The sequence below is a fragment of the Variovorax sp. M-6 genome (genome assembly GCF_052114385.1).
Lineage (GTDB): Bacteria > Pseudomonadota > Gammaproteobacteria > Burkholderiales > Burkholderiaceae_C > Variovorax.
This window is the reverse complement of sequence record NZ_JBFREQ010000016.1, coordinates 93,942-118,935: the sequence shown is the minus strand read 5'-3', so window position 1 is coordinate 118,935 and position 24,994 is coordinate 93,942. Positions and strand designations below refer to the sequence as shown.

Below are 24,994 nucleotides of genomic sequence, written 5' to 3'. Positions count from 1 at the left end.
GCGCTCATGCTGACGGTTCTTTCCGAGGAGGCTCGATATGAGAAAACACCGACATGTCCATGATGGCGACGAGATTGCGTCGGCAGGTGGCTACTGCGTCTACAAAGTCGCGAAGGTCGACGGCAGGTTGGTTTATGAACTCGTCGGACTCGACGGCGAGAACCTGCCATTTGTGTTCGGAGACATTCACGAGGCGATGGCTGCGATGACCGCACTCCTCGCGCGACCTATTGCCGACGACGAAGGGGGCGCGGCAGCGCTGCCTTCGCTCCCTCGCGCATGAACTGCAACAACTATTGCCTGTTGAGGCTCTGTGGGAGCATCGAGAGCCACTTTTCCGCGGGGCCATATGGCCGTCGCGTTCACCCGAGCGACGCATCCTCTGTCCTCTCGATCAACACCCATTGAAAGACGCCCGGATCGGGTTCGCGACGGAAACGGCGATCGAGCGGAGGTGATCGCTACCTGCGAGGCTGCTGGATGCGTGGCAGACCGCCCGCCGGGCCGCAGAAATCGGTGCTCACCTACATTGAGGTGGGCGAACATCCACCTCCCGATCAATCGCGTCATGGCCACGCTATGGTTTTGCACAAGGAGCTCTCCGTGACTGACACCAAACGCCCCACCGCAGTACCCCCGCCGGCCCAAGAGGCAAGGCTGGGCGACCGAGGACCGGCCTCCGGGCAAAACATCGAGCAGAGCCACGAGATCGGGCAGGACCCTCCGTCTGAGGGCAGCCGGATGGGACGCGAGGCGAACAAGAAATCCGGTTTTCCCGGCACGCCGGACATTGGCACCGATGCGGCCCAAACCGAGGAAGCCGCAGGGGACGACAGCGCCAGGCAGTAACCTGGCGTCCGGCCGGGCCCGGGCGGCTAGGGCGCCGCCGCGCCCCACTTCAAAGGCTTGCACGACGGGGCGGATTGCTTCACGCGGGTACTGGTAGCGTCTCCTTTCGGAACTGGAGATTCCATCCAGACCAGTCGCCGCGACGTAGGAGCCTGCCGAGCGTCTAGGTCCGCCCATGCCGCCACCGCCTAGCCCAGCATTTGAGCAGCCCACTCGACAAGACGGCATTGGCCTTCACACCAGGGGCGCGACGCCCGTACATTTCGCCAATGGCAACCGCACCTCCGCTGGCAAAGTACAAGGCGAAGCGAAACTTCGCGGTCACGCCCGAGCCGGCTGAGGGCGGCGAGTCCGCCGCCGCCGGCCTGCATTTCGTGATCCAGAAGCACTGGGCCACCCGGCTGCACTACGACTTCCGCCTCGAACTCGACGGCGTGATGCTCAGCTGGGCCGTGCCGAAGGGCCCCAGCTACGACACGGCCGACAAACGCATGGCTGTGCACGTCGAGGACCATCCGATCAGCTACAACGCCTTCGAGGGCACGATTCCCCCGAAACAGTACGGCGCCGGCAAGGTTGTGATCTGGGACAAGGGCATCTGGGTGCCAGTCGGCGACCCGCACAAGGGTCTCAAGGGCGGCGACCTCAAGTTCGAGCTCTATGGCCACAAGCTCCGGGGCAGATGGGTGCTCGTGCGGATCAAGAGCAAGGACGAGAAGCAGGACGCCTGGCTGTTGATCAAGGAGCGCGACCAGTTCGTGCGGCCGGCCAGCGAGTTCAGCGTGGTCGACGAGATGCCCGACAGCGTGGCCGGGCTGCCGCCGCCCGCCGGCGCGGCAGCTCCCACCGACTCGACGGGCAGCCTGGTCGGGGCGAAGAAGAGCGCCCTCCCCGCCAAGATCGCGCCCGAGCTGGCCACCCTGGCCGACGGGCCGCCAAGCACTGGCGACGACTGGGTGATGGAGGTCAAACTGGACGGTTTTAGGATGCTGACGCGGGTGGATGGGGCTGGTGTGCGGCTCTTCACTCGGAATGGCCACGACTGGTCGAAGAAGATGCCGCACCTGGTGCGGGACATCGCTGCGATGAAGCTGGCGCCGTGCTGGCTCGACGGCGAGATCGTCATGCTCAACGAGCAAGGGCTGCCCGACTTCGGCGCCCTCCAGGCTGGGTTCGACAACGCCCAGACCAAGGACATCACCTACCACCTGTTCGACTTGATGCACCACGACGGCTTGGACCTGCGCCAGGTTCCGCTAGTCGAGCGGCGCGCGCGGCTGAAGCAGCTCCTCGAAGACGCCCCAGACTCGCTGCGGTTCAGCGAGGCGTTTGCGGGCGCGCCGCGGGACATCCTGGCGTCAGCTTGCAAGCTGGGGCTGGAGGGCATCATCGGTAAGCGCAAAGACAGCCCATACACATCGAGCCGCTCCCCCGACTGGATCAAGCTCAAGTGCCGTCAGCGGCAGGAGTTCGTGGTCGGCGGGTGGACCTACCAGCGCGGCACCAGGGCCGGCATCGGCGCCTTGCTTCTGGGCGTGCACGACGACGCCGGCGACTTGGTCTACACAGGCAGCGCCGGGTCTGGGTTGAGCGGCAAGCTGGTGGACCTGCTCCAGGGGAAGCTGGCCCCCCTGGCCGCGGCTGCCAGCCCGTTCAAGGGTGCTATCGACGTGTCCGCCGGCGGGGCGCAGTGGGTGAAGCCGGAGCTCGTGGTCGAGGTGAGCTTCGCGGAATGGACGAAGAGCGGCCACGTCCGGGGCCCCGTCTTGCATGGCCTGCGCGAGGACAAGCCTGCCAAGGCAGTCGTTCGGGAAGTGCCGCTTCACCTGCGGCCGGCCGCCCGCGCCGGGGTCCAGCACACACTGCCTGCCAAGTTCCGGGTTTCGAACCCTGACCGCGTGATCGACCCGTCCACCGGCGTCACCAAGATCGAGCTGGTGCGCTTCTACGGCCTGGTCGGGCCCTTGATCCTCGAACACCTGAAAAACCGTCCTGTGTCGCTCGTACGAGCGCCGGAGGGCATCACCGGCGAGCTGTTCTTCCAGAAGCACTTGGACAAGGGCGAGATCCCCGGCGTGCGCCAGCTTGACCCGGCGCTCTACCCCGGGCACGGCCAACTGCTCGAGGTGGCCACTGCTCAGGGACTGCTCGAAGCCGCCCAGCTCAACGTGATCGAGTTCCACACTTGGAACGCGGTCAAGACGGCGATCGGGAAACCGGACCGGATGACTTTCGACCTCGACCCGGGCGAAGGCGTGAAGTGGGCGCAGATTCAGCAGGCCGCCGAGCTGGTGCGCGTCTTCCTGGAGCAACTTGGCCTGGCCTCATTCGCGAAGACCAGCGGCGGCAAGGGTCTGCATGTGGTGGTGCCGGTCAAGCGGCTCTACGACTGGGACACCGTCAAGGACTTCTCCCAGGCGATCGTCATGCACTTGGCGCGGACGCTCCCCCAGCTTTTCGTGGCCAAGAGCGGGCCCAAAAACCGGGTGGGCCGGATCTTCATCGACTACCTGCGCAACGGTTTCGGCGCCACGACGGCCTCCGCCTGGTCGGCGCGCGCAAGGCCGGGGCTGGGCGTATCAGTGCCGATCACGTGGGATGAACTGGCGAAGGTCGCAGGTGGGACGCAATGGAACGTACGGAACATTCATATGCGCCTGGACAAGGGGAATGAGCCGTGGCGTGGGTACAGCATGTCCGCAGCCGCACTGACCCGAGCGATGCGCGCGCTGGGATTTCGGGATTGAATGCACCTGTCCCCATCCGGCCATTCTCGGGGTGGGAGCGCTTCAATGGGTGTTCACGCTTCATGCTTAGGGCGGGACGGAACCGAGGCACTGTGGTGGCGGCACTGTGGCGAGCCCGGCAGGTCTCTGTTCGCCCTTAGCGCCAACAGTCCGTGTGGCCCAGAGCAAGACGCTCGGCGATGGATGAGTCGAAGCTTCTTCAACGGGCCATGACTTGGCTCGGGCCGTCTGATTTAACTCAGATACGCTTGGCAGTGTGTGGATGCGTTACCAGTTGAAAGGCTTGCTGAGGAGCCTCATCGCGCGCATGTCCAGACAAAAATTCACGGCTCGAGCTTTGAACCGCTTGCAAGTCATTGATCTGGTTCTGCTCGACGCCCGGTCGCCGGCTGTCGCAGATTAAAACCGGTGCGCCAACGCAGTACAGGGGCGGCACAACTTCCACACTTGCTCACATTGCCTTGCAGCAATCGTTGGAGCTTCGCCACTTGGCACACCAATGCGTAGCCGCACCATCGAGAATGAAGCATGACTGAAGATACAGCGCTGAAGATTTTGCGAGACGCCGAGAACGAGGTGCTCAAGACCGGCATGGCTGTGACGGTCGCTGGCTATAGCGTGAACGTTCTGGTGACGCCAAATCCGGGCGCCCGCCAAGGCGTGAGCTTCGTTGTTCGTAACGGCAAGGTTTCCTGGGCGGCGGCGGCGGCGGCCATAGCAGAGTCGGGCGGCCGCCACTTGGTCGCATAGGGCCGGTTGGAGCGTCGCGGCTCGGATCGGCTGGGGGCGTGAAATAAGCAGGACGGCGGCTTCCCCTCAGCGGAAGTCTCGACTGGACGTGCGCAGCGTGCCCACCAAAGACGTGTGGTCGACCAGCTTCGCGGCCACCAGGGACTGGACGCCCTTCTCGCTCTGCCAGGTGCCCTCCACGCTCAGCAGCTTGGCGCTGAGCAGGACCGTGCGCTGTTCCTCCGCGACCTGCGGCCACACGATAATGTTGACCGTGCCGGTCTCGTCCTCGAGGGTCGCGAACACGACGCCCTTTGCGGTGCTCGGGCGCTGCCGTTGCGTGACGATCCCGCTGGCGCGCACCTTCTGGCGATCCTTCGCGCGAACGCGCAGATCCTCGGAGCTCTTGATGCCCCATTCGGTGAGCTTGATTGATCGCGAGCGGGTGCCGGCGCAGGCTCAAGCCCAAGGAGCCGTAGTCATCAGCAATCTCGGACCCCTCCTCCGGCGTCGGGAGCCGCATCTCATCCTCGAAGGTGCGCGCCTCGCGCAGCATCTTCGTCGGGCGCGTGTCCACGCCCTTGGCGGCCCACACCGCATCGGGCCGCCGGCCGGCGAGGCCGAGCAACGCATCAGCGCGGCCCGTCAACGAGATGCGGCCTGAGTTCTTCAAGGTCGATGCCCACGACCTCAAGTGCCTGTCGGGGGCCACGTCGTAGTCCAGGCCCTTCGGCAGCTCGAAGCTCTCGAACTCCGCATGAAGATTAGAAAGGATCAGAAGCTTCATCATTGATCAGTGCGCGTCGTCGATAGCCGCGGCGAGGACACGCTCGATCGCGGTACCTCTTTCGAGGGCCATTCGCGGTGTCAATCCTTCCAGCGCAGGAGTCGGCGTCTCAAGGAAGTCGAGGATCGGCCACGGCTCCTCCGTGCCCAGAGCTCCGCCGACGAGTTGAATCGCTGACCAGACAGACGGCTCGAATTGCCAACGGGGCATCCTCAGCGTTCCGTCGAGGCCGGCCAGCCCAATGCACCGGCGGCCATTGATCCACGTGGCAATCGTCGAAGCATCCACGTTCAGGAGCGAGGCAGCCTCGGTGACGGTGATCATGTCAGCCGCTTGCAAGCGCTCGTGACGGTACCTTTTCCCCTCGCGAAGCAAGGCTTCTGTCTCTGAGACCGCGGCGTAGAGATCCTTGGTCATGCCAGCCCACCACTGCAGTCTGGCAATTGGAGTACCAGACCGGGATCAAACGTCTGGTTCTCCGTCCTGCCGCTCCAATTGACGTGGCCACGGGGGTTGCATACGACGCGGCACGAGCGGATGCGGTAGTCGAAGCTCTGGTGTGTGTGCCCGTGAACCCAGAGCACTGGTATGTCGAAGAACGTTTCGGGAAGTTCATTGACGAAGGCGCCCGAAACCCAGTCGTCGGCGTAGCGCTTCGCGAGCGAGTCACGATGCGGTGGATGGTGCGTGACGACCACGGTGGGTCCGGCGAATGTTTCCGCGAGTTTCGCTCTCATCCAGGTTCGCTGGCCTTGATGGAACCTGAGCGTGTCTTCCGCCCTCAGCCTTCGCCCTTGACGGCTGCGCCAAGTACCTGGTTTCGCGAGTTCGTCGGCGGTCCGGATCAGGGTGTAGTCGTTCATAAGGTTGGTCGCTCTCCTCATCGCCAGCCCGGCGTCTCGTCGCCGACCCTCGGGTGTTTGGATCGCCAACTCAAAGTCCGTCCAGAGCATGCAGCCGAGGAAGTGCACCCCGTCAATCACGACCTCGCCGCCATCTAGCAGATGCACCTGGCCGCCAGTCGCCACAGCTCGGGCCTCCGACTGCGCCAGGTCCATCCGGCTGCCGTAGTACTCGTGATTCCCGGGAACGTAGATCGCCGGCTTGCCGGCGAAGAGCGTCTCAGCCCATTCGATGCCGCGTCGACCGGGCATGTGGATGTCCCCTGCGAGAATCACCACGTCAAACTCTTCTTTCGGAAGCGGCTCGAAGGGCTCGAACTCGAGGTGCAGGTCGGAAAGGACCAACGCTTTCATGGCTTCACCTGAGCGGTTGACTTCATGCTCTTCCCACACGTCAGTGCAGCACCACCTTCGGCCCATCTTCGTCGAGCACATCGGCGGGCAAATCCGAGGCCTTCAGGTACCTACGGTCGTTGACGACGGCGCGCGCCACTGCGCCCTGTACAGCCTTCCGGATAGCGCGAGGCGTGAGGTGGGCGAGCCGGTATGCCAACCGCGGCTCCGGCGGAAGGAAACCCGGCACCGAGAGCTTTTCGACCGTTCGAGCAGCCACAACTTGCGCGATCTGAATGGCGTTCGCGCCGCGGGGAAGCGGGATCTCGAACTCCGTAAACCTTGATCGCAGCGATTCAGGGATCTTTCTTGGGTCGTTCGAAGCCGCGATGTAGATGGCCAGGCTGGCATCGAACGTGATGTCCAGCGCGGCATCGCGAGCTGTCGCCGCGGTGAGCGGCTCCAACAAAGAGTGGAGCGGTTTGAGAGGGTCATACGTCGAGTTCGCCGGAGCTTTGTCCAGTTCGTCGATCAGAAAGACCGGGTTCGCGTACCTCCCCAGCACGATTTCCTCGAACACCGCCCCTGGGCATGCGGTACTCCAATGACGTTCAGTGCCTAGGAGCAAAGATGTGGTTTGCGCGTTCTCCATGGATTGGCGCCGCAGCGAAGTCCCCAACACAAGCGCCAGATCGTTCGCATAGTGGGATTTGCCGATTCCGGGCGGTCCCCATAGATGAAGCGGAGGAATCGAGAGTGGACCCTTGCTGTTCATCGAAAGCGCCACGTGTTCAACAACGAAGTCGGTGACAGCCAGAAAGTGTGGGTGAGACGCACGCAAGTTCGCCACCGCTCGAGCCCATCTATCCGGATGACGGGCGGGATTGGCGACATCTCTCAGCGCGCCCATGGACTTCACCTTCTCCATGAGCTCAAGCTCGCGCTTGTGCTCGTCTCTGTTTCGCACGGTGGCCGTCTTGGCGAGCACGCGCAGGACCTCTTCAGCTTTCAATACGGGGTGGCGGCGCTTCCGGTCACGACGCGCCACACCTCGCTCAAACTGCTTGATGAAGGAGAGTTTGTCGTCTGGTCCTGCAGGCAACGGGGCGGCACGTGCGAAAGCGGCCCTCGTCGCGTCCCGGTCGGCCCGAAATCGTTCCAGGGTCGAGACGCGCCTATCCTCCTCGCGAGCCCGAGCCAGTCTACGACGCTCCTCGAGCAGGCGCCATTGCAGCGCGATAGGGAGCAAGATCTCCACGCCCTGATACGAGTCCTCAAATGCCTCGGTGCGATACAAGGCGAAGCCCTCCGGCTCGTCGGAGTCGCCTCCCGAAGAAGTTCGTCGGCGAATCGTGTTCACGATGGATTCGCCTCCCACTCGACCGCCTCCCTCCAAAAGCCTTCAAGGCCTTCTTCACCACAGCGCGCCAGGGCCCCCGGCTCGTGCAGGCTGCACAACGTGAGCTCGGTTCCAAAATAGTTGGCGGCTCCGGCGCGCCGACCGCACACCATGCAAGCTGTGCTCGTTACACGCTCGGCCTCGAGAACGACGCGATCTAGCTCGGGCGCTAGGTCGGCGACAACATCGTAGGCTGCAAACAGCATGGCTCGGCGGGAATCGCCCTTGAGGTTGACCACGAACGTTCGAAATTCGCCCAAGACATACAAGAAGAGCCCGCAGCCTTGGTCGGCTCGAAGCTGGACCCAGCGAAAGCCAAGTTTGCTGGGAGGCAGGAGCCGGTCGATCTGTTCGCATGCACGGCCCAGAATCGGCGTCCAGCCGCGATAGAAGGTCAGGCCTACGTGGTCACCTTCGAACATGTACGGAAAGCGCGCTTTCAAGAGAGCACCGTTCATGCTGGTCACTCCATCGCGGTCGTGCACGCGATCAAACGTCGGACGATGCCGTGAGTCCAACAGCTCCCGGGACGTCGTCGTTGCTCCAATACTCAGGCGCGTCGGTCCGCGTTACATCGCGCGAGACCCGAAACCTCGCTGCGATCTGCCGATGCCGCCGACGACGGCCCGTCGCTCGCATCGACCGCTAGGCACCTTGTATCTTATACGCTGGTGCCTAAAAGCTCAAGAATTTGTGGTAACAGACTGGGCTTCGCCCGGGGCGAACTCACCGCCCATGCCCGAGCATATGCACACCTGTCCTAGCATTTTGAACCCGATAGGCTGGTGCGCAAAAGCACGCAAGAGGCGAGATTCGTCTCATGCGTTCCGACCAGGATCCGGCGTTGCTCCGGGCATTTGCAGCCGAGCTGAAAGCTCGCAGGTTGGCGCTCGGCCTCAGCCAGGACAAATTCGCTCTCATGGCGGAGATCCACCGGACCTTTGTGGCGAAAGTGGAGCGAGCAGTGGCGATGCCCTCGCTGTCGAGCGTCTATCGCATCGCCGAGGGACTCGGTGCGGAGCCGGCCGAGTTGATCACCGCCGTTTCGAAAAGGTACATGAAGGAACTTCGCAGCGCTGTATCGGTGGCACCCACCAGTACAGCGTAGGGAGGGTCGCGCGAGAAATCGCTTCGAGGACGTCGGATCACAGGTTGCTGCTCCCTCCGTGATTTGCGGGGACCACGGTGCCACCCGTGTCGCACACGCAGCGGTAGCTGACGGAAGCCCGGCCTTCTGCGTCGCAACGCCCGCATCACCATGGAAGGTTCCGACCTCTATGGATTCCTTCATTTCTGCTCGGGCGGTGACTTAAGAAATCGCCACGCATCGAGCAAGCTGAAAGCGGCTGTCGGCGGCGGTCCGCATTACTGCACAACATCGGTAAGCGAAAGATCATCACCGCCTTTCATTCGCGCCAATAGTCCGTTACGAATTCAGACTTTGATCAAGGTATTGATGGCGTTTGCGCACAGGCGGGGCCTGACGAAGCTCGAAGTTGCCGATAGTCTGGATCGAAGTCGCAGGGCTCGTCCGAGCCAATATCGAAGCGGTATAAGAAGGAATTTCGACACTCTGTCGCGTAGTCTCTGAGGAGGGCAAGGTCGCGATCCGTTGTTGAACTAAGCTAGTGGACGTCACCGCAATGGACGAGGACCCCGATGGCTCAGACTTACGAGCAGATTCAACAGAAGATCGTCGACCTGCAAAGGGCGGCCGAGGCGATCGAGCGAAGGAAGTTGATGGAGTTGTGGCGCGTATTCGGGTGGCAATCGCACACTATGGATTGACCCCGGAGCAACTCTTCGGAAAGCCCAAGACGGCAGTGCGCACGTCCAAGACGAAGTCCGTTCCGGCTACCTGGAAGAAGACCGGCCGCGTGACCTATAGCGATGGCCACGGTAACCACTGGGGCGGCTGGGGTAAGCGCCCCGGATGGCTTCGGGAAGCGCTCGCTGCAGGGAAGCGCCTCGAGGATTTCCAGGTGGAAGGAGTCGCGGCACCCAAGCCAGCCAAGAAGGTTGCGCAGAAGCGTCGTCCGTCGACCGTGGTGTACACCGATGGCGCAGGAAAGTCATGGACGGGGCGCGGCCCTCAGCCTCGCTGGCTCAAGGAACTGATCGCTTCAGGCAAGACACTTGAAGAACTCCGCAACTAGGCAGGTGCGCGCGGCCACTGATTCGAAGTTACGCAGTCTCGAATAATACGGGCGCCGGAGGCACCCGCCCGGCGATCAAAACGTCGAGGCAATCCCACGTAGCTGGGCGCAAGCCGCCTCGGCCCGAAAGCGCGGGATCACCCAAGTGTGATACGCCGGGCGGTATCGTCCATAGTGGGACCGCGCGACCGTACGGACCGCCGAAACGACGTCTGAGTCGAACCGCACCGCCTTGATGGCAATGTCACCGCTTGRCAGCCTCTTGATCGAGACCCAGCGGCCACGGATGGTCACGATCTCTTCAGGCAGGAATTGCGCCTGCCCCGTCGGTACAGTTGGAGGTAGGCCCGGCACCTCATGGGTCTCGACTATGGGGCCGAGCAGTTCCGGCCAGAGCCACCTCTTGCAGGGACCATCCTCCAGGACCGTCCGCCGGACTTGGGCGGCATCAAAGGCAGTCGGTGTAAAGCCTCGCAGGTCGATTTCGAGGGCTGGCAGTCGCATGGCCTCGTGAGCCTGGCGCTTCTCCGAATCGCAGAACGATGAATAGGCAAGTTCGATGGCCACGCTGACACCCTCCGTTGTAGCCGCGAGCAGATCAGGTCGGTAGTCGCCCATGGCAACCTCCTCCTCGATACCCGCGCACGCCAACAGAATGGACGACGCACATTCGTCACCAAACCCGAGGATCTGCGCCGCAGCCGGAGTCATTGGCACGACCAAACCGCCCGCTTCGATGATCACTCGCTTTGCGAACCGGTGCAGGTCGGATTCGTAGTCGGACGCACACGGCTCGGCATTGGAGCTGTGGGCGAAATGGTGTTCGCGGACATCGCCTTGGCGCGCAAGTACCACCTCACCACAGATTGAGCACCGGCAGTCGCAGGCAAGGCCGCGCTCGACCTCCGTGACGTGAACGAAGCGATTTGAGGAGTGCAGTGCGAACAATGACAACATAGAGGGTCCTGGAATTGAGTTGAGGTGAACCCAGTGTTGCGATCGGAATCCCTACGAACCAGCCCCGAACCGGTTGCCAACGGGTTGCCTACCCTCAAGGAGCTGTTGCCTTGCTTTCGCGACTGGCTCGCCACGCAGCGCGATGAAACCAAGGCGCTGGTTCTGCTTCGCGTGTTGGCGGACGAGTCGTACAAGGTTGCCAGCTCTGCGGATCCAGAGCAGTTGGAATTCGATGCACTTGACCTAGCGCAAGCCTGCCAATGGCCTGAGGCCAACGACTTCGAGGCCGCTTCCAGGAAGATCAAGAGCGCTAATCTGGAGCGATACCTCTCAAGTCGGACGTCAGACCTCGATGCCTTTTTCTCGCAGCGCGGCCTTCGACACACCTTGGAAGTCAGGAAGCGCTCACCTTCAGGTCGCCATCGCGCCCAGTGGTTCCTGGTGCCTCATGCACTCGCGCCCGACCTCGACTCCGCGGGGTCGGAACCAGACATCGTACCGGTTCAGGAGGGGTCGACCACGGCTGGGAACCTGATCGAGTACGACTACGCGCCCGTCGGCTCGGTTCAGCCGTCCTGGATGGCGCGTCTATTTTTTGGGGCCGGCTGGTTCAGGACCAGGTCGCTTCGCGGCCTGCTGTTCCTCGGCACCGGCCTCGCGCCGGCGGTCTGCATCGCAGGTCTGGCGGCGACCGTTTGGCTGTTCCTGTTCGTAAATCGGCCGGTCAGGACGGCAGACCTCGCCTTCTTCATCTTCGCGGCGGGCCTCGGTTGGATGTTGTGGGACCAGCTTCGTCGACTCTGGTGGCTGCTGGCCGATCGAATCGTTCCCGCCTCGGAATTCCTGCTGAAGTGGAGCGAGGCGCCGGCACAGCTCGAGAGCTTCAAGGACGGCAATGCGCGCGTCATCGGCTTGGTTCGGTATGGCGCCACTTGCCCGGTTTGCGCTGCAGCGATCGAACTGCGGTATGGCGAAGGAACCGAGCGACGTCGGCTTTTCGGCTGCTGCGTCGAGGCGCCTCAGGAGCATGTCTTCACCTTCGACCGCGTGACGCGGCGCGGCAGGCGCGTCCGCTAGCCGGGCTGATCACGGGCACCGAACGACGACCGCACAGCCCGCCAGGCGCTTCACTAGTCTTGCGGAGAGGTCCAGAATCTCGCAGGCATTGCGGACGAGGGGCCGACCATGGACCAGAACGCTCCGATGGACTTCTATTGCATGACCTGCAACGCTCGCTTTTACAAGCCGCTGTTCGATGTGACGCGGGCGATTGAGCGCGTGCACTTTTTTGCCGACGGTCGATGGCCGGAGGTGGATGTCACACACGCCGAGGGAATCGGAGTGTACTGTTCGGCGTCTTGCCGAGCACTAGGACTTCCGGCGTTGATGGCCGCGGAACGGGTTCCGATTCCTGAACATCCACCGGACATCGGCCCTGTTGAGATCTGCGCGCGCTGTTCAGGCCCTGTCGACATGACCGCCTTTCATCTCACGTATTCGCAGTGCGAGATCGTCTACGGCGAAACCTGCGGACAAGCGAGTAATCTTGAATACTTGGCCGTGGTTTGTGACCGCTGCTCAGGTGGTCGCACATTGACTGCGTCGTCGGTAGCCGACAACGCCACAGCCGACTTACCTCGGTAGCGAAGACCCCTTCGGCCAAGAACCTACGCAGGCAACCGATGTCAAGCGCAAGGGGCGCCGGTCGCTTGGCAGCGTTTGCAGACCTTCAGCCCAATTGACGCGAGTGACCACACACTAGCGCAGTGCGGTCATCCCGCTGTCCGGCCTTGTCGTCGGTGATCGACGTCGCGTAGGGGCCATGTCCCGCCGGTCGCTTTGCGAACCTGGACGGCGGCAGTGCAGTGGTTGGTGCCGGTGGCCGCAGGCGAGCGTACTCTCGCTGCTTGGCATCAAGCGGTCATCGACCTCGGGTGGAATTCGAGCAGCGTCCCCACCAAGACCCTGCAACCCGCCGTCTTCCAAAATTGCTGTCTCGATAAACACGCGCAGGTCAATGGCAAGTGTGTCAGTTCTTGAGCGAACCTAGTCGTCTCGCATCATCTTGTCGAAGACGTGTGCGTGGTAGCCGCAAAGGCCACCGTTGTACTGGTCACCCTGCCCGAGCACCTCTTCACAGACTGAGCATTTCTTGTAGTCGAGTTCAGCGCCGCACCATAGGCAATTCTGCTCATGGATGAGGAAGGTAGATCGGTCACAGCCATTGCAGCCGTCGACACCGGGCTCGCCCCCATCGCGGGGGTCATAGTCGTAGGCGTCGTTGAGTGCCTTGATCATCAGCGGAGCAATCAGGTCCGAGTGACCGCAGGCGACACAGACGTATTTGAACGACTTGTCCTGGCTCTCAACGCTGGCCCCGTCCTCGATGTCGTCCTGGCTGGGTCGGAGCAGGGAAGAGCCGCCTCGCACTGGCACTGATCTAGCCACGGCTGCATCAGCGCAGGGACACCAGCGTCGTCCCACGCAGCCGCGCATGTCGCCATGGTGTTGATGAAGAACTCGTGGTGCGCGAGCATGACGGGCCATACAGTGGCTAGTATGTCGGCCGGCTGCTCGTTCATTTGCGTCTGAATGAACTCGCGCAGCACAGGGAACAGGTCGGCAACGAAGCCCGCCACCTCGCCCAGCGTATTGGCCGGGTGCAAGTGCTCCAGGTGATTGCGGCACTCCTGCATCTTTTCGATGGCCTGCCAGTCGACATCAATATCGAACCCCTCGAAGCGCTTCTTGATGGTCGCGACATCGATAGTGGTTTTTCTGAACTTACCGACGGGCTTCCACTCGACGCCACCATTGCCGTCAGCCTGGGGCATGACTTCGGGAGGGTTGAAGATCAGGGCAGGCGCATCGTCTGGATCATCGACCGAAACCGCGATCCTGTACTTGAACAGAAGCAGGATGCCTGCGAACAGGTTACGCACGGCTGAGAGGGCACGGGCCGGATCGCCTCCCTGTTCCTTCGGCTGCTTGGTGCGCTGGAAGTCCTCTATGCCAAGGCGAATCGATGTCAGCGCGTTCTCCTTCAGCTTCTCTGCGTCCAGTTCTGCCATTGTTGTTCGTTGAGGTTGAAAGTCACGTTCATGCCACGGCTTATTGAACCACATGAGATCGCGCAGTTTGGCTTCCGCCACCAGAGTACGGAGCACATGAGGGTCCGAAAGTTTACTTCTAGCCACGATTGTCTGAGTATTCCGCGCCGCCGCTCTGCTAGGACCCGCTTAGACACCGGACTGCAGCGAAGGATGCCCTTCAGGAAGGCAAGCACGGAAAACCGCTAGCCAGCGCTCTGCAGACATTCCTTTGCCGGGTACGCGAAGGTCACATCCATCGGTTCGCGCCGACCGCGGACCATGTCGAGCAGGCGACCCACGATGCGCTCGCCATCGGCCCGCAGGCCGTTGTGGGCGTACCCGTTGGTAACCCAGGCCCGCAGCCCACGAACGCCACGGGCCGTCTCCTCGGCGAATGATCGCTCCACGTAGACATCGTCGACGTACACGGTCGCTGCCAATGGGACCTCGTTGCGGGCGAGTCGGTCAGCGTCGTACAGGCGTGGCCATGGATGCTGGGCCAGAATTTGCGCCACCTCGCGATGCGCGTGTAGGCTCGCGTAGTCGTCCACATCCAAGGGAAGACGTGCTCTGCGCCGAGGAGGTCGCAGGTGATCGCCGAGCCGGTGTCCCGACCAGCGAGTGGCACCCCCGTCGGCGTACGAGGACTCATGGAGCGTCGCGTAGATCGGATTGAGCTCCCAAGATGACGCCATCTGCGCGTCGACCATGAATGCGGCCGAGCCGAAGGGGAGCTCGAGCAGGTGGTGAAGCCGTTCGAACCCGGCGCACGTACTAACTGCACTCACCTACGGTGGAAGAAGTCCATGCAAATGAGGATGCGGAATGACCACAAAGGCTCGCGAATGAAAAAGCCTGACGAGTGACTTTCGAGTGCAGTCAGTGCTCGCCATCATGTACCCTTCGCCTCGCTTGCCGCGCCTTCGAACGCGGCTCCCCAATACTGAGGAGAGACTGGACATGGCCCTGCGGTTTCGCAAATCAATCAAGTTGGCGCCAGGCATCCGAATGAACCTTTCGGGCAGCGGCACCAGCTGGACACTCGGCCCGCGCGGCGCGTCCATTGGCGTAGGAAAGCGAGGGACGTTCCTGAACACCGGCATGCCTGGTACCGGCCTGTCCTCGCGAACCCAGTTGTCGGGCGCAAGCTCGGCCACCCGCGCTCGGCAAACCCGCCTTGCCGCCGTCCCGCCGCAGCCACAGAACGTCTCGCTTCGCGTGTCCGTCTCCAATGATGGCGAAATCACCGCCACCGACATGGCCGGCGCGCCGGCGACCGAGCAACTACTGGCCTTGGCGAAGTCTCAAGCCAAGGGCGAGATACGCGGCCTGCTGGAAGACTGCTGCGCAAAGATCAACGGCCAAATGGAAGCACTGGAGCGCCTGCACGAGAACACACCAAGCCCACACAAGGTACCCACGTTCCAGGCTGTCGACTACCCGCATCCTCAACCGACTCCACCCGCACCGCTCAAGGCAAAGTGGTGGGCGCTGCCGGGGAAGCGACGGCGAGTGGCCGAAGCCAACGCCGAAGCCCTGGCCGAGCACCAGCAAGAGGTTCTTGAATGGAATGGTGCCAAACGCCTGCACGCCGCCGAAATGGAGCAGCAACGCCAACTGGTCGAGGTTGGCATCTACCGCGACCAGCCCGCCATGGAAGCCTTCCTCGAATTGGCCCTGCAGGACGTGGACTGGCCTCGCGAGACCAACGTGACTTTCGATTTGCTGGACCAAGGGCGACTTGCCTGCTTGGACGTGGACTTGCCCGAGATCGAGGACATGCCTAAGCGGACAGCTACCGTGCCGCAGCGCGGCATGCGCCTTTCCCTCAAGGAGCTGTCGCCGACCAAGGTGCAGCGCATGTACGCCGCGCATGTGCACGGCGTCGCATTCCTCCTCGTCGGGGAGACCTTCGCGGCGCTCCCCATGGTGCAGCAGGTGGTGCTCTCGAGCTACTCGCAAAGGCGCAGTGCTAGCACCGGCCATGTCGCTGATGAATACCTGCTGTCGGTGCGCGTGACTCGGGAGCAATGGTCGGGCATAGACTTTGACCACCTGCAGGCGATCGATGTCGTGGAAGCCCTTGCCCAGTTTGAGATGCGTCGCACGATGAGCAAGACTGGCGTCTTCAAGGCGATCGTGCCGCTTGGAGCGGCTGCAACCTAGGGCGTCCCGCCGACCTTCTTGCGCCGAATGCGTCGTCCAAGAGTTGAAGGCCTGGCAGCGATTGCAGCGCGCCACTGCACGGGTGGGCAACAATTGGGGAATGGCTGAATCCCGCAATCATCACTACATACCCCAGGGATACCTGCGTGGCTTCGCCCGGAAGCGCGGGAAGCACTACATGGTGGTCGTCCACGACCTCGGAAACAAGAAAGCCTTTGAGACCAACACGCGCAACGTCTGCGCGCAACGTGACTTCATGCGATTCGAGGCCAAGGACCGCAAGCCAGACTGGCTCGAAGAGGAGTTCAGCAAGCTCGAATCAGCGGCCGTAGAAGCTATCCGTGAAGTGGTAAAGACCGGGGGTTTCGATGGCGATGACAGGAATAGCATTCTCAATTTGATGGCCTTGCTCGCCGTCCGCTCGCCTGAGCAACGGGAAAACATGCGCCAGTGTCAAGAGCGTGTCGCGCGAGGTGTGATGGATCTGGTGCTCGCGGAAAAGGAACGCTGGCATTCCCAGCTCGAGCAACTTAAGGAAGCGACAGGCCAACCGCCATTGGTAACGTATGAGGAAGCAAAGGATTTCCACGAGCGAGGGGAATACACGATTGAGGTTCCGCGCGAGCAGCACATACAGACCGAGATCGATCTGTACAACACGCTATTGGAACTTCTGGGCGAGCGAGACTGGACGCTCTACTTGGTGTCGGGTGACGAAGGCGAATTGGTCACTACCAATCGGCCTGTCGTTATCGCGTACACCAATCCAGAAGAGGTGCCGGCATTGTTTCGGCACAGCCCCGGCTTCGGCCTGAAGAACACTGAGGTCTACTTCCCATTGGCGAAGCACGCCGCCCTGATTGGGCGTTGGGGTGGTGAGTACCCGGCAATCGTCAGCCCGGCAACTCAGGCTTTCATTGGAGCTTTCAATAACCTGATGATCCAGAATTCCTATGGGCTGGTGATGTCTTCAGCCCGAAAGGTGCTGTATTGCGACCCACTGGTGCGGCTCCAATGGGACGACAAGGTGATCGAACGGTTCACAGCTCCTCCCAGCGCGGAGGAGATGGCACAGTTCAGGGCCGAGCACGGAATTGATGACGTTCCGGAAGCTGGTCCGAAAGTTTGAGCTTGAATCGCAGTGGGTCGATCAGCACCGATCAGGCGCGCATGTGGCCGCGCCAACACTTATCGATTGGGGCGGAGAACGTCAGCCAACCGGCCGTTGCCCATCGGTGCGCAAACGTTGTTCCGCCCAATTGAAGAGTGCGGCGACTACACTCTCGAACTAGCATGAAGATTCTTGTCGACAGCGTCGAATACAAGTGCTGGCACGAGGTTGGCCACGCCACTGTTTGCCTGCATCTCGGCGGCGAAGTTGACTTCGTCGAACTACTTGACGGGGACACCCGTGGGCACGCGCGAGCACGCTGCGTGATCATGCCAGAGACTTATAGAAGTGTCGCATGCGGCGGGTTTGCCGCTGAGTTCTATTTGTTGAACAACGGTCACGCGCAGCGGGATCGCGACGACGACAGGGACATCAGTCAAATCGTCTTCCACAACGCCACCCATGACCGCGAGGACTTCTGGGGACGCGAGGCCGGTAGCGATCAAGGCTTTTCCGAGGCAGAAGATAGGGAGTTCATGCGCCACGCGATAGGGTTCGATGGCCATGGAGGTGTGATCCCAATCTTCAATCTGTACTTCTCACGAATGCAGGAACTGGTGCGTGAGCTTGGCGAAGCGCAAAGAGTCGAAGGAAGGCGAGTTAGGGAAGTGCTACGGATCGGCGCTTTCCGTTGAGTCCAAGGACTAAGCGACGTCATCCATGAGCGGATGACTTGGGCGGCATCGGTGGCACCTTCATCTTCAGGCGAGCGTTCTCAAGTCTCATCTTGGGCGGAATGGCGTTGGCATAGTGCCTGCAGACGACCAAGCTTGCGCGATAGGCCTCCATAGCGTGACTCATAGGCGCGTCGCCCAGCTCGCCATAGCGGTGCTTAACCGCATCCTTGCCCGAAGGCATCACCGAAACAGCGACCTCCAACTCCGCTGAGCGATGCGAGTCCGCAGCGAGCGAATCGAGCTGTCGTACATCATGAACGCTTGGCACCTTTGAAACGCCGGCCAATAGCAAATGGCACTTGATTGCGTTTTCGGTGGCGAAATTCGCCTCCCAGATCGCACTAGAGAAGCCATTCCGGTTGGGCTGAAGGATGTTTTGGGCCGCTGCTTGGAGGTGCGGCAAGACAAGCGAAGCGTGCTTCAGCGCGCGCGCGCTTTGATTTCCTATCGTCATCAGACCGTTGGATATTCGCCGAACCAGTTCACTCGTCGATGTCGCCGAGGACGTAGCCTGCTTCAACTGCTCCTCCGACAGTTCGGACAGCTTCGGCGGGCGCACCAGCCAATCGAGTGGGTTCTCTCCAGGGAGCACGCTGGCGGCAAACGTAATCCAAAACGTATTGTCCTCCGCAATTGGGGTGCTTACGGTCAACGGTACGTCGAGTGCAGTTGGCGTACTGCGGATAGCGACTACAGCCGTATGGCTCTGCGCAGGGCGAGACTTCATCGCCTCGCCGTACACCTTTCGGTACCAGTCGATGACTGCCGCAAGCAAGGCGCCGAACCAAGGCTTGGTGAGGTACTTGTCCTTCGACTCGCCGCTAATCTCCACGATGCAATGCTCGACGATGAACGTTGCGGCGCGGTGGGGTCGCGTTGGCAAGGACTCCCCGTGCGAGGCTAGGCCCTCATCGATTTCTGGTAGAAGTATCGCGACGATGTCGTCGAATGTTGAAACAGCGTCACAGTCCATTGAGCGTCACCAAAACCAGGGAGTCCGCATTGGTTGTCATCGAGGGCGATGCTACCCCGCCCTGGGCGCGTCTTCTGCCAATGCCTGCTGCACCTTGTCGATGGCGGCGCTGACCCGCTGCTTGAACTGAGCGGTCTGACTATCAAGCACTGACGTGTCTCCCTCTACCTGCAACTCCTTGCGAGCCAGCGTCATGATTCCGGCGAGGCGATCCATTAGCTCTGCACTGCGCTCCCCAACAAATGTGAGATAGGCCCTGCGCACCTTGCCTTCTTCAACAAGCTCATCGTTTCGCTCGGACCGCCCTTGGTTGATCCCTGCCGTCGCATTTGCAAGCAAGTCATTGACCATGCGCTGCCTCTGCTCCTGAATGGGATCTGGATGCGGCACAAAGCTTCTCGCGGCCGCGAAATACTGCTCGCGCTCCATTTCCAGCCGCTGAATCACGGCATCGATTCGAGCCACCCTACCCTTCGCGAGCCAAATGGGTTGGCACTGAACCAATGCCTGGAAGAAGTGCTCGTTAATCTGGGCTTGCAACTCGCGCACTTGACGAACCGTTTCCACCTCAGCCCATAGCCAGATCTTGTTTACCGTCGCGTTCATGGCGGACAACTCTTCGATGTCGGGCCCGGCCCTGGTCATGTCCTTGTTGGGTAGGTCACCAATAAGGGCTGCAGTTTTTTTGAAGTCATCGATGAAGGTGTCGAAGAGCGTCTTGCGAGACTCAAGCGTACGGTCAAGCCGCGCTTGCTCTCGGTCGCTTTCGACCTGCGCTGCGGCTGCATTTCGCGCCTCTTTGAGTTGCTTGTTTGTGTTCCAAACTTGGTAGGCCGTTGTGACGATCAATGCGATACCAGTCAGCACGGCCCCCCACATCGCGGGTTCAAGGCCGAGGTACTTGTCGTCCTGCGATTTGGGTGGAAGCTGAATCGTGATCGCCTGCGTCGCAGGGATGATGGTCGAAATGGAATACGGTGACGCGGTCGGTGCAGGTGTCGTGGCGACGTTCACTACTTACTCCCGTCCGCAAAGACCTTGGCACCCATGATCTCAATGACCTTGCGCACGTCCTTTGCGCGGACCTGAAGGTTGATGTACTCCGTGTTCGCATTGTCTCGAACGGTTAGACGGGTCGCACCCCCTTCCATGCTCCCATTCTTGGCGCTCTTTGCCGGAATCTCTTCGAGTTGATCGGAGGGAGGCCGACTACCCCAAATAGGCACCTCTGCGCCAAAGTACGTTGCAACGTAGTCAAGGATTCCCGCAGGCGATCTCAAAACAGCGAGTCGTTCGGCGGCCTCGGCCCACAGTGTCTTGTTCGCCCGAGCTTCTTCGTAAGCAAGCTTGGCCGCCGTGCTCAGTGGTATGCGCCCGCAGAAGCGGAGCTGCCGAAAGGCTTGCAGCCGACGACCCCATGAATACGGAAGCCGAGCCATCTGAACAGCGGCGTACACCAGCAGGATGGCGGTGAAGACGCAAAAAGCGGTGCCCCAAAACTGCGACTTGAAGTCCAGCAAGCTGGTCGCGAAACTCAAGAATGCAAACGCCGCGTTCAGGATGATCGCGGTGCTGACCTTCGGTTGGTCCATAGCCCTCACTCCGGGGTTGTAGTTTTGGGCGTAATGCTGCCACAAACCGCCTGAGACTCGGAAAGGTGCGCGCCGCCGAGCAAACACATGTACAGGCCAGCAGGATCAGTGTTCCTGATGATCTCATGCCGCGTGTCTGAGTCGATCGAGTCGCGGATGACTGCTTTCAGCTTGCGGATTCAATCTGTCGATGCAACACACTAGAAACTGCGTAGGCAGAAGGAGTGTTGCAGATGAAGTATCGAACGCGGACCTACTACACGGAAAGCCAGAAGGCCTTGATGTGGGAGCGCTGGAAAGCAGGCGATAGCCTTCAACAGATAGCCCAGTTGTTCGATCGATCGCATTCGTCGGTCGAAGGGATTCTGTCCCGAACAGGCGGAATACCGCCGCCTGAGCGGTGCCGGTCTTGCTTGGCACTGACCTTGGCCGAGCGCGAGGAGATCTCACGTGCTGTGGCGGCCGGCTTCTCGATTCGAGCGATCGCCAGCATCCTCGGGCGAGCGCCATCGACTGTTAGCCGGGAGACTAAGCGCAACGGTGGTCGAGAGGGCTATCGGGCTGCTCAGGCCGACCAGGCGGCGTGGGACCGCGGGCACCGTCCCAAGAGATGCAAACTGGCAAGGAACAGAGCCTTGGCGCGCATCGTGGCTGCCAAGCTCCAATCGCTGTGGGCGCCCGAGCAGATCGCGGGGTGGCTCAAGCATATTTATCCTGGCGACGAGGACTTCCAGGTGTCACACGAGACCATCTATCGCAGCCTCTTTATCCAAGCCCGTGGGGCCTTGAAGAAGGAACTGCTGCAGCATCTGCGACGCACGCGGGTCATGCGCCGCTCGCGCCATCACACGCAGAAGACCGATAGCCACGGACGAATCCTTGACACCGTATCGATCAGCGAGCGCCCGGCCACGGTGGATGATCGGGCAGTGCCTGGTCATTGGGAGGGCGACCTGCTGTTCGGAGGCACGAGCAGTCAGATTGCCACCCTGGTCGAGCGTCAAACACGCTACGTGATGCTGGTGAAACTTGGGGGCACGGACACCGAGACCGTCGTCAAYGCGCTGATCAAGAAYGCTCGCAAGCTGCCGCAGGAGCTSTACAARTCGCTSACCTGGGAYCGAGGCAARGAGATGGCGGSYCACAAGCRSTTCACCYTGGCGACCGACRTYCARGTCTWCTTYTGCGATCCKCASAATCCTTGGCAGCGTGGAACCAACGAGAAYACGAATGGCTTGCTCAGGCAGTATTTCCCTAAAGGGATCGATCTCTCGATCCATTCACAGGCCAAGCTGAATGCCGTTGCAAGACAATTGAACGAGCGACCAAGGAAGACCCTCGACTTCCGCACACCGGCTGAGATGTTCAGCCAAATCGTTGCGTCGACCGATTGAATCCGCAGCTTTGGGGCAGACGTCTAGCTCGCAGGTATCGAACTTCTGCTGCAAGTCTCGAGCCGCCACCGAGTTCGTTGACTGCCGCACAGATAGCTCGCACAGCAGCAACGCCGGAGGAAGTCCTTTGGCTCTGCTGAAGATCACCTTATGGAGGCAACCTTTGAGCACGAGGCGTGCAAGGTCACATGGCGCTGCAGCGGAGGAACCGAAGGCATGCCGGACCTTTGATTTTTTAGTCGAAAAATCCCACAACACGCTTTTTCAGGAAATGGGAAGCTTTCCCCAGGGAAAAATCCCACAACCTTAGTAAACCAAAGACCACTTGCGAGGCCGTCTAGCGCCGGGCGCCGCTCCGTGCGGTCCGCTCCCGTCGTCCGGCAGGATCGTCAGCACAACCTCGACCAACCGCCCGGTCAGCATGTGATCTAGCTTGCTAGCGAACTGCAAAAACGATGCAACTTTTGTCCACAATCGCCTCGTTGTGCAAAAACCGGGCGTCTGCCTAGGTAGTTTTGTCCACAATTAAAGCAAATCAAAGTTTGCGCGCGAATGGGGAAATTTTTCTACTCCACCGTCACACTCTTCGCCAGATTCCGAGGCTTGTCCACATCGGTCCCGCGCGCGCACGCCGTGTGATAGGCGAGCAGTTGCAGCGGCACCACGTGCAGCAGCGGCGACAGCGCGCCATAGTGCCCCGGCATGCGGATCACGTGAATGCCTTCGCTGCTCTCGATCAGCGTGTCGCCGTCGGCCAGCACATACAACACCCCGCCGCGCGCCCGCACTTCCTGCAGGTTGCTCTTGAGCTTCTCGAGCAGCGCGTCGTTGGGCGCCACGGTCACGACCGGCATCTCGCTGGTCACGAGCGCCAGCGGGCCGTGCTTGAGTTCCCCGGCCGCGTAGGCCTCGGCATGGATGTAGGTCACTTCCTTGAGCTTGAGCGCGCCTTCGAGCGCGATCGGATAGTGCAGGCCGCGGCCGAGGAAGAGCGCGTTCTCCTTGCGCGCGAAGTCCTCCGCCCAGCTGATGATCTGCGGCTCCAGCGCCAGCACCGACTGCAGCGCCACCGGCAGGTGCCGCATCTCCTTCAGGTAGCGTGCCTCATCCGCTGCACTCAGGCGCTCCTTGGCCTGCGCCAGTGCCAGCGTGAGCAGGAACAGCCCGGCGAGCTGCGTCGTGAAGGCCTTGGTCGAGGCCACGCCGATCTCGACGCCGGCGCGCGTGATGTAGGCCAGCTTGCACTCGCGCACCATGGCGCTGGTGGCGACGTTGCAGATGGTGAGGGTGTGCTCCATGCCCAGCGAACGCGCGTGTCGCAGCGCCGCCAGCGTGTCGGCGGTCTCGCCCGACTGGCTGATGGTCACGACCAGGGTCCTCGGATCGGGCACCGAGTCGCGGTAGCGGTACTCGCTCGCGATCTCGACCTGGGTCGGGATCTTCGCGATGCCCTCGAGCCAGTACTTGGCGGTGCAGCCGCTGTAGTAGCTGGTGCCGCAAGCCAGGATCAGCACGCGGTCGATCTCCTTGAACACGCGCCAGGCGGCCGCGCCGGGCGCGCCATCCACGCCGCCACCGTCGAACAGCTCGGGCACGATGCCTTCCACGCCTTCAAGCGTGTCGGCGATCGCGCGCGGCTGCTCGAAGATCTCCTTCTGCATGTAGTGGCGGTAGGGACCGAGTTCGGCGGCGCCGCTGTGGGCCTGCACGGTGCGAACCGTGCGGGCCGCGGGCTTGTGGTCGCGGTCGACGATCCAGTACTTGCCAAGCTGGATGTCGACGACGTCGCCCTCCTCGAGATAGACGATCTGGTCGGTCACGCCGGCCAGCGCCATCGCATCGCTGGCGAGGAAGTTCTCGCCCGCCTCCTGGCCCACGCCGAGAATCAGCGGCGAACCGGCGCGCGCACCGACCACCCGCTGCGGCTCGTCGCGGCAGATCGCCGCGATGGCATAGGCGCCCTGGAGCTGCTTCACGCTGGTCTTCACGGCCTCGAACAGGTCGCCGTCGTAGTGGCTGTCGATCAGGTGGGCGATGACCTCGGTGTCGGTCTGGCTCGCGAACACATAGCCCTTGGCCTGCAGCGCCGCGCGCAGCGCCTCGTGGTTCTCGATGATGCCGTTGTGCACCAGCGCCACGCGACCGGGGCGGGCCGCTTCGGCGTCGGCGCCCGGGCCGTGGCTGAAATGCGGATGGGCGTTGTGCACCGCCGGCGCGCCGTGCGTGGCCCAGCGCGTGTGGGCGATGCCGGTACTGCCCTCGATCCGGTCGTCGCGCACCTGTGCGAGCAGATCGGCCACGCGCGAGGTGGTGCGCGCGCGCTGCAAGCCACCGGCATGGACCGCCACACCGCAGGAGTCATAGCCGCGGTATTCGAGGCGCTGCAGCCCCTGCACGAGAACGGGAACGATATTGCGACCGGAAACGGCGCCGACGATGCCACACATTGAATTGCTCCTGCGATTGGGTCCACGATGGTAGGCCCCTCGGAATGAAATATGTCGTCAAAATCTCAACTACATTGTTGATTCATTTCATTCACTTCATTTATGGAAATTTTATTTCATTAAAATTGAAAATATGAAATCAGAAGATCTTGACGACACGGACCTTCGATTGCTCGATGCCCTGCAGCGCGATGCGTCGCAAAGCAACCAGGCACTGGCCGAGCGCTTCAGCATCTCGCCGCCGACCTGCCTCAGGCGCGTGCGTCGCCTGCGCGCGGGCGGATGGATCGACAGCGAAGTCGCGATCCTCGACCCTGCGCGGATCGGCCCGCTGCTGACCGCGGTGATCGAGGTCTCGCTGGACCGGCAGGACGCAGGCTCGCTCGACGCCTTCGAGCAGCGCGTGGCACCGGACGACGCGGTGCAGCAGTGCTACCGCGTCTCGCCCGGGCCGGACTTCGTGCTCATCGTGACCGTGCGCGACATGCCCGGCTACCAGGCGCTGGCGCAGCGCCTCTTCACGAGCGATGCCAACGTGCGCAACGTCAAGGCCTTCTTCAGCGTCAAGCGGGCCAAGTTCGCGCCGCGCGTGCCGCTGCCCGGCGCGGCCTGACGCACACGCC

The 24,994-nt window shown here is 61.8% G+C and carries 26 protein-coding genes; 13 read left to right on the top strand and 13 right to left on the bottom strand.

The window, feature by feature from the left end:
- The first annotated feature begins 37 nt into the window (after positions 1–37).
- The 4 genes from AB4Z46_RS18910 to AB4Z46_RS18895 all read left to right on the top strand — a co-directional run bounded on the left by AB4Z46_RS18910 (position 38) and on the right by AB4Z46_RS18895 (position 4,346).
- Entirely contained in the window at positions 38–283 is a 246-nt protein-coding gene (locus AB4Z46_RS18910) for a hypothetical protein (RefSeq protein WP_442285067.1), read from the top strand.
- Positions 284–603: 320 nt separating this feature from the next.
- On the top strand, positions 604–849 hold the full coding sequence (locus AB4Z46_RS18905) for a hypothetical protein (protein WP_442285066.1): 246 nt from the start codon (positions 604–606) through the stop codon (positions 847–849).
- Between the two features lie 269 nt (positions 850–1,118).
- Positions 1,119–3,596 (top strand): DNA ligase D, encoded by a 2,478-nt coding sequence (gene ligD, locus AB4Z46_RS18900; RefSeq protein ID WP_442285065.1) that lies wholly within the window; start codon positions 1,119–1,121, stop codon positions 3,594–3,596.
- Between the two features lie 528 nt (positions 3,597–4,124).
- Positions 4,125–4,346, top strand: coding sequence for a hypothetical protein (locus tag AB4Z46_RS18895; protein WP_442285064.1), 222 nt, complete (start codon positions 4,125–4,127; stop codon positions 4,344–4,346).
- 66 nt (positions 4,347–4,412) lie between these two features.
- Here AB4Z46_RS18895 and AB4Z46_RS18890 read toward each other — a convergent pair whose 3' ends face one another.
- From AB4Z46_RS18890 to AB4Z46_RS18870, 5 genes are all read right to left on the bottom strand, one after another.
- Complete coding sequence (locus AB4Z46_RS18890; protein WP_442285063.1) at positions 4,413–4,688, bottom strand: OB-fold nucleic acid binding domain-containing protein; 276 nt, start codon at positions 4,686–4,688, stop codon at positions 4,413–4,415.
- Between the two features lie 430 nt (positions 4,689–5,118).
- Positions 5,119–5,529, bottom strand: a complete 411-nt coding sequence (locus AB4Z46_RS18885) for a hypothetical protein (protein ID WP_442285062.1) — start codon at positions 5,527–5,529, stop codon at positions 5,119–5,121.
- Positions 5,526–6,368, bottom strand: a complete 843-nt coding sequence (locus AB4Z46_RS18880) for a metallophosphoesterase (RefSeq protein ID WP_442285061.1) — start codon at positions 6,366–6,368, stop codon at positions 5,526–5,528. Before AB4Z46_RS18880 ends, AB4Z46_RS18885 begins: the two co-directional genes overlap by 4 nt.
- Before the next feature lie 40 nt (positions 6,369–6,408).
- Positions 6,409–7,707, bottom strand: a complete 1,299-nt coding sequence (locus AB4Z46_RS18875; RefSeq protein WP_442285060.1) for an AAA family ATPase — start codon at positions 7,705–7,707, stop codon at positions 6,409–6,411.
- Entirely contained in the window at positions 7,704–8,204 is a 501-nt protein-coding gene (locus AB4Z46_RS18870) for a hypothetical protein (protein WP_442285059.1), read from the bottom strand. The genes AB4Z46_RS18875 and AB4Z46_RS18870 overlap by 4 nt, the downstream gene beginning before the upstream one ends.
- A gap of 362 nt (positions 8,205–8,566) precedes the next feature.
- Between AB4Z46_RS18870 and AB4Z46_RS18865 the strand changes: the two genes are divergently transcribed.
- Together AB4Z46_RS18865 and AB4Z46_RS18860 are read left to right on the top strand one after the other, a co-directional pair.
- A complete protein-coding gene (locus tag AB4Z46_RS18865) occupies positions 8,567–8,854 on the top strand; it encodes a helix-turn-helix domain-containing protein (protein WP_442285058.1) in 288 nt (95 codons plus the stop codon).
- A gap of 535 nt (positions 8,855–9,389) precedes the next feature.
- Complete coding sequence (locus AB4Z46_RS18860) at positions 9,390–9,902, top strand: H-NS histone family protein (RefSeq protein WP_442285057.1); 513 nt, start codon at positions 9,390–9,392, stop codon at positions 9,900–9,902.
- 75 nt (positions 9,903–9,977) lie between these two features.
- Here AB4Z46_RS18860 and AB4Z46_RS18855 read toward each other — a convergent pair whose 3' ends face one another.
- Positions 9,978–10,859 carry a hypothetical protein gene (locus AB4Z46_RS18855; RefSeq protein WP_442285056.1) on the bottom strand — a complete coding sequence of 294 codons (882 nt, stop codon included), beginning with the start codon at positions 10,857–10,859 and terminating at the stop codon, positions 9,978–9,980.
- Positions 10,860–10,943: 84 nt separating this feature from the next.
- Here AB4Z46_RS18855 and AB4Z46_RS18850 point away from each other — a divergent pair, with 84 nt between their 5' ends.
- Positions 10,944–11,936 (top strand): hypothetical protein, encoded by a 993-nt coding sequence (locus AB4Z46_RS18850; RefSeq protein ID WP_442285055.1) that lies wholly within the window; start codon positions 10,944–10,946, stop codon positions 11,934–11,936.
- 108 nt (positions 11,937–12,044) lie between these two features.
- Positions 12,045–12,503 carry a hypothetical protein gene (locus tag AB4Z46_RS18845; protein ID WP_442285054.1) on the top strand — a complete coding sequence of 153 codons (459 nt, stop codon included), beginning with the start codon at positions 12,045–12,047 and terminating at the stop codon, positions 12,501–12,503.
- Positions 12,504–12,905: 402 nt separating this feature from the next.
- On the opposite strand, the gene AB4Z46_RS18840 is transcribed toward AB4Z46_RS18845, so the two are convergent.
- The 3 genes from AB4Z46_RS18840 to AB4Z46_RS18830 all read right to left on the bottom strand — a co-directional run bounded on the left by AB4Z46_RS18840 (position 12,906) and on the right by AB4Z46_RS18830 (position 14,661).
- Complete coding sequence (locus AB4Z46_RS18840; RefSeq protein ID WP_442285053.1) at positions 12,906–13,157, bottom strand: hypothetical protein; 252 nt, start codon at positions 13,155–13,157, stop codon at positions 12,906–12,908.
- A gap of 11 nt (positions 13,158–13,168) precedes the next feature.
- Positions 13,169–14,026, bottom strand: a complete 858-nt coding sequence (locus AB4Z46_RS18835) for a hypothetical protein (RefSeq protein WP_442285052.1) — start codon at positions 14,024–14,026, stop codon at positions 13,169–13,171.
- A gap of 128 nt (positions 14,027–14,154) precedes the next feature.
- Positions 14,155–14,661: a hypothetical protein gene (locus tag AB4Z46_RS18830; protein WP_442285051.1), complete on the bottom strand. Its 507-nt coding sequence runs from the start codon at positions 14,659–14,661 to the stop codon at positions 14,155–14,157.
- Between the two features lie 250 nt (positions 14,662–14,911).
- On the opposite strand from AB4Z46_RS18830, the gene AB4Z46_RS18825 reads away from it, so the two are divergent.
- From AB4Z46_RS18825 to AB4Z46_RS18815, 3 genes are all read left to right on the top strand, one after another.
- On the top strand, positions 14,912–16,117 hold the full coding sequence (locus AB4Z46_RS18825) for a DUF4236 domain-containing protein (RefSeq protein ID WP_442285050.1): 1,206 nt from the start codon (positions 14,912–14,914) through the stop codon (positions 16,115–16,117).
- Positions 16,118–16,217: 100 nt separating this feature from the next.
- The gene (locus AB4Z46_RS18820; protein ID WP_442285049.1) at positions 16,218–17,246 is read left to right on the top strand and encodes a DUF4238 domain-containing protein; all 1,029 of its coding nucleotides are present in this window, start codon (positions 16,218–16,220) and stop codon (positions 17,244–17,246) included.
- Between the two features lie 164 nt (positions 17,247–17,410).
- Positions 17,411–17,923, top strand: coding sequence for a hypothetical protein (locus AB4Z46_RS18815; RefSeq protein ID WP_442285048.1), 513 nt, complete (start codon positions 17,411–17,413; stop codon positions 17,921–17,923).
- Between the two features lie 19 nt (positions 17,924–17,942).
- Here AB4Z46_RS18815 and AB4Z46_RS18810 read toward each other — a convergent pair whose 3' ends face one another.
- The 3 genes from AB4Z46_RS18810 to AB4Z46_RS18800 are packed head-to-tail and all read right to left on the bottom strand — an operon-like array spanning position 17,943 to position 20,530.
- Positions 17,943–18,938: a hypothetical protein gene (locus tag AB4Z46_RS18810; RefSeq protein WP_442285047.1), complete on the bottom strand. Its 996-nt coding sequence runs from the start codon at positions 18,936–18,938 to the stop codon at positions 17,943–17,945.
- A 51-nt stretch (positions 18,939–18,989) separates the two neighbouring features.
- Positions 18,990–19,952, bottom strand: coding sequence for a hypothetical protein (locus tag AB4Z46_RS18805; protein WP_442285046.1), 963 nt, complete (start codon positions 19,950–19,952; stop codon positions 18,990–18,992).
- On the bottom strand, positions 19,952–20,530 hold the full coding sequence (locus tag AB4Z46_RS18800; RefSeq protein WP_442285045.1) for a hypothetical protein: 579 nt from the start codon (positions 20,528–20,530) through the stop codon (positions 19,952–19,954). The genes AB4Z46_RS18805 and AB4Z46_RS18800 overlap by 1 nt, the downstream gene beginning before the upstream one ends.
- 233 nt (positions 20,531–20,763) lie before the next feature.
- Here AB4Z46_RS18800 and AB4Z46_RS18795 point away from each other — a divergent pair, with 233 nt between their 5' ends.
- Positions 20,764–21,924: an IS30 family transposase gene (locus AB4Z46_RS18795; protein WP_442285044.1), complete on the top strand. Its 1,161-nt coding sequence runs from the start codon at positions 20,764–20,766 to the stop codon at positions 21,922–21,924.
- 566 nt (positions 21,925–22,490) lie between these two features.
- Here AB4Z46_RS18795 and glmS read toward each other — a convergent pair.
- Complete coding sequence (gene glmS, locus AB4Z46_RS18790) at positions 22,491–24,371, bottom strand: glutamine--fructose-6-phosphate transaminase (isomerizing) (RefSeq protein ID WP_442285043.1); 1,881 nt, start codon at positions 24,369–24,371, stop codon at positions 22,491–22,493.
- A 133-nt stretch (positions 24,372–24,504) separates the two neighbouring features.
- Here glmS and AB4Z46_RS18785 point away from each other — a divergent pair, with 133 nt between their 5' ends.
- On the top strand, positions 24,505–24,984 hold the full coding sequence (locus tag AB4Z46_RS18785) for an Lrp/AsnC family transcriptional regulator (RefSeq protein WP_442285042.1): 480 nt from the start codon (positions 24,505–24,507) through the stop codon (positions 24,982–24,984).
- Positions 24,985–24,994 lie beyond the last annotated feature (10 nt).

Excerpts from the sequence above, each read along its gene's own strand:
- AB4Z46_RS18910 (WP_442285067.1), top strand. The coding sequence starts at position 38 with ATGAGAAAACACCGACATGTCCATGATGGCGACGAGATTGCGTCGGCA.
- ligD (WP_442285065.1), top strand. The coding sequence starts at position 1,119 with ATGGCAACCGCACCTCCGCTGGCAAAGTACAAGGCGAAGCGAAACTTC.
- AB4Z46_RS18895 (WP_442285064.1), top strand. The coding sequence starts at position 4,125 with ATGACTGAAGATACAGCGCTGAAGATTTTGCGAGACGCCGAGAACGAG.
- AB4Z46_RS18885 (WP_442285062.1), bottom strand. The coding sequence starts at position 5,529 with ATGACCAAGGATCTCTACGCCGCGGTCTCAGAGACAGAAGCCTTGCTT.
- AB4Z46_RS18880 (WP_442285061.1), bottom strand. The coding sequence starts at position 6,368 with ATGAAAGCGTTGGTCCTTTCCGACCTGCACCTCGAGTTCGAGCCCTTC.
- AB4Z46_RS18870 (WP_442285059.1), bottom strand. The coding sequence starts at position 8,204 with ATGAACGGTGCTCTCTTGAAAGCGCGCTTTCCGTACATGTTCGAAGGT.
- AB4Z46_RS18865 (WP_442285058.1), top strand. The coding sequence starts at position 8,567 with ATGCGTTCCGACCAGGATCCGGCGTTGCTCCGGGCATTTGCAGCCGAG.
- AB4Z46_RS18860 (WP_442285057.1), top strand. The coding sequence starts at position 9,390 with ATGGACGAGGACCCCGATGGCTCAGACTTACGAGCAGATTCAACAGAA.
- AB4Z46_RS18845 (WP_442285054.1), top strand. The coding sequence starts at position 12,045 with ATGGACCAGAACGCTCCGATGGACTTCTATTGCATGACCTGCAACGCT.
- AB4Z46_RS18840 (WP_442285053.1), bottom strand. The coding sequence starts at position 13,157 with ATGATCAAGGCACTCAACGACGCCTACGACTATGACCCCCGCGATGGG.
- AB4Z46_RS18830 (WP_442285051.1), bottom strand. The coding sequence starts at position 14,661 with ATGGTCGACGCGCAGATGGCGTCATCTTGGGAGCTCAATCCGATCTAC.
- AB4Z46_RS18825 (WP_442285050.1), top strand. The coding sequence starts at position 14,912 with ATGGCCCTGCGGTTTCGCAAATCAATCAAGTTGGCGCCAGGCATCCGA.
- AB4Z46_RS18820 (WP_442285049.1), top strand. The coding sequence starts at position 16,218 with ATGGCTGAATCCCGCAATCATCACTACATACCCCAGGGATACCTGCGT.
- AB4Z46_RS18815 (WP_442285048.1), top strand. The coding sequence starts at position 17,411 with ATGAAGATTCTTGTCGACAGCGTCGAATACAAGTGCTGGCACGAGGTT.
- AB4Z46_RS18810 (WP_442285047.1), bottom strand. The coding sequence starts at position 18,938 with ATGGACTGTGACGCTGTTTCAACATTCGACGACATCGTCGCGATACTT.
- AB4Z46_RS18800 (WP_442285045.1), bottom strand. The coding sequence starts at position 20,530 with ATGGACCAACCGAAGGTCAGCACCGCGATCATCCTGAACGCGGCGTTT.
- glmS (WP_442285043.1), bottom strand. The coding sequence starts at position 24,371 with ATGTGTGGCATCGTCGGCGCCGTTTCCGGTCGCAATATCGTTCCCGTT.
- AB4Z46_RS18785 (WP_442285042.1), top strand. The coding sequence starts at position 24,505 with ATGAAATCAGAAGATCTTGACGACACGGACCTTCGATTGCTCGATGCC.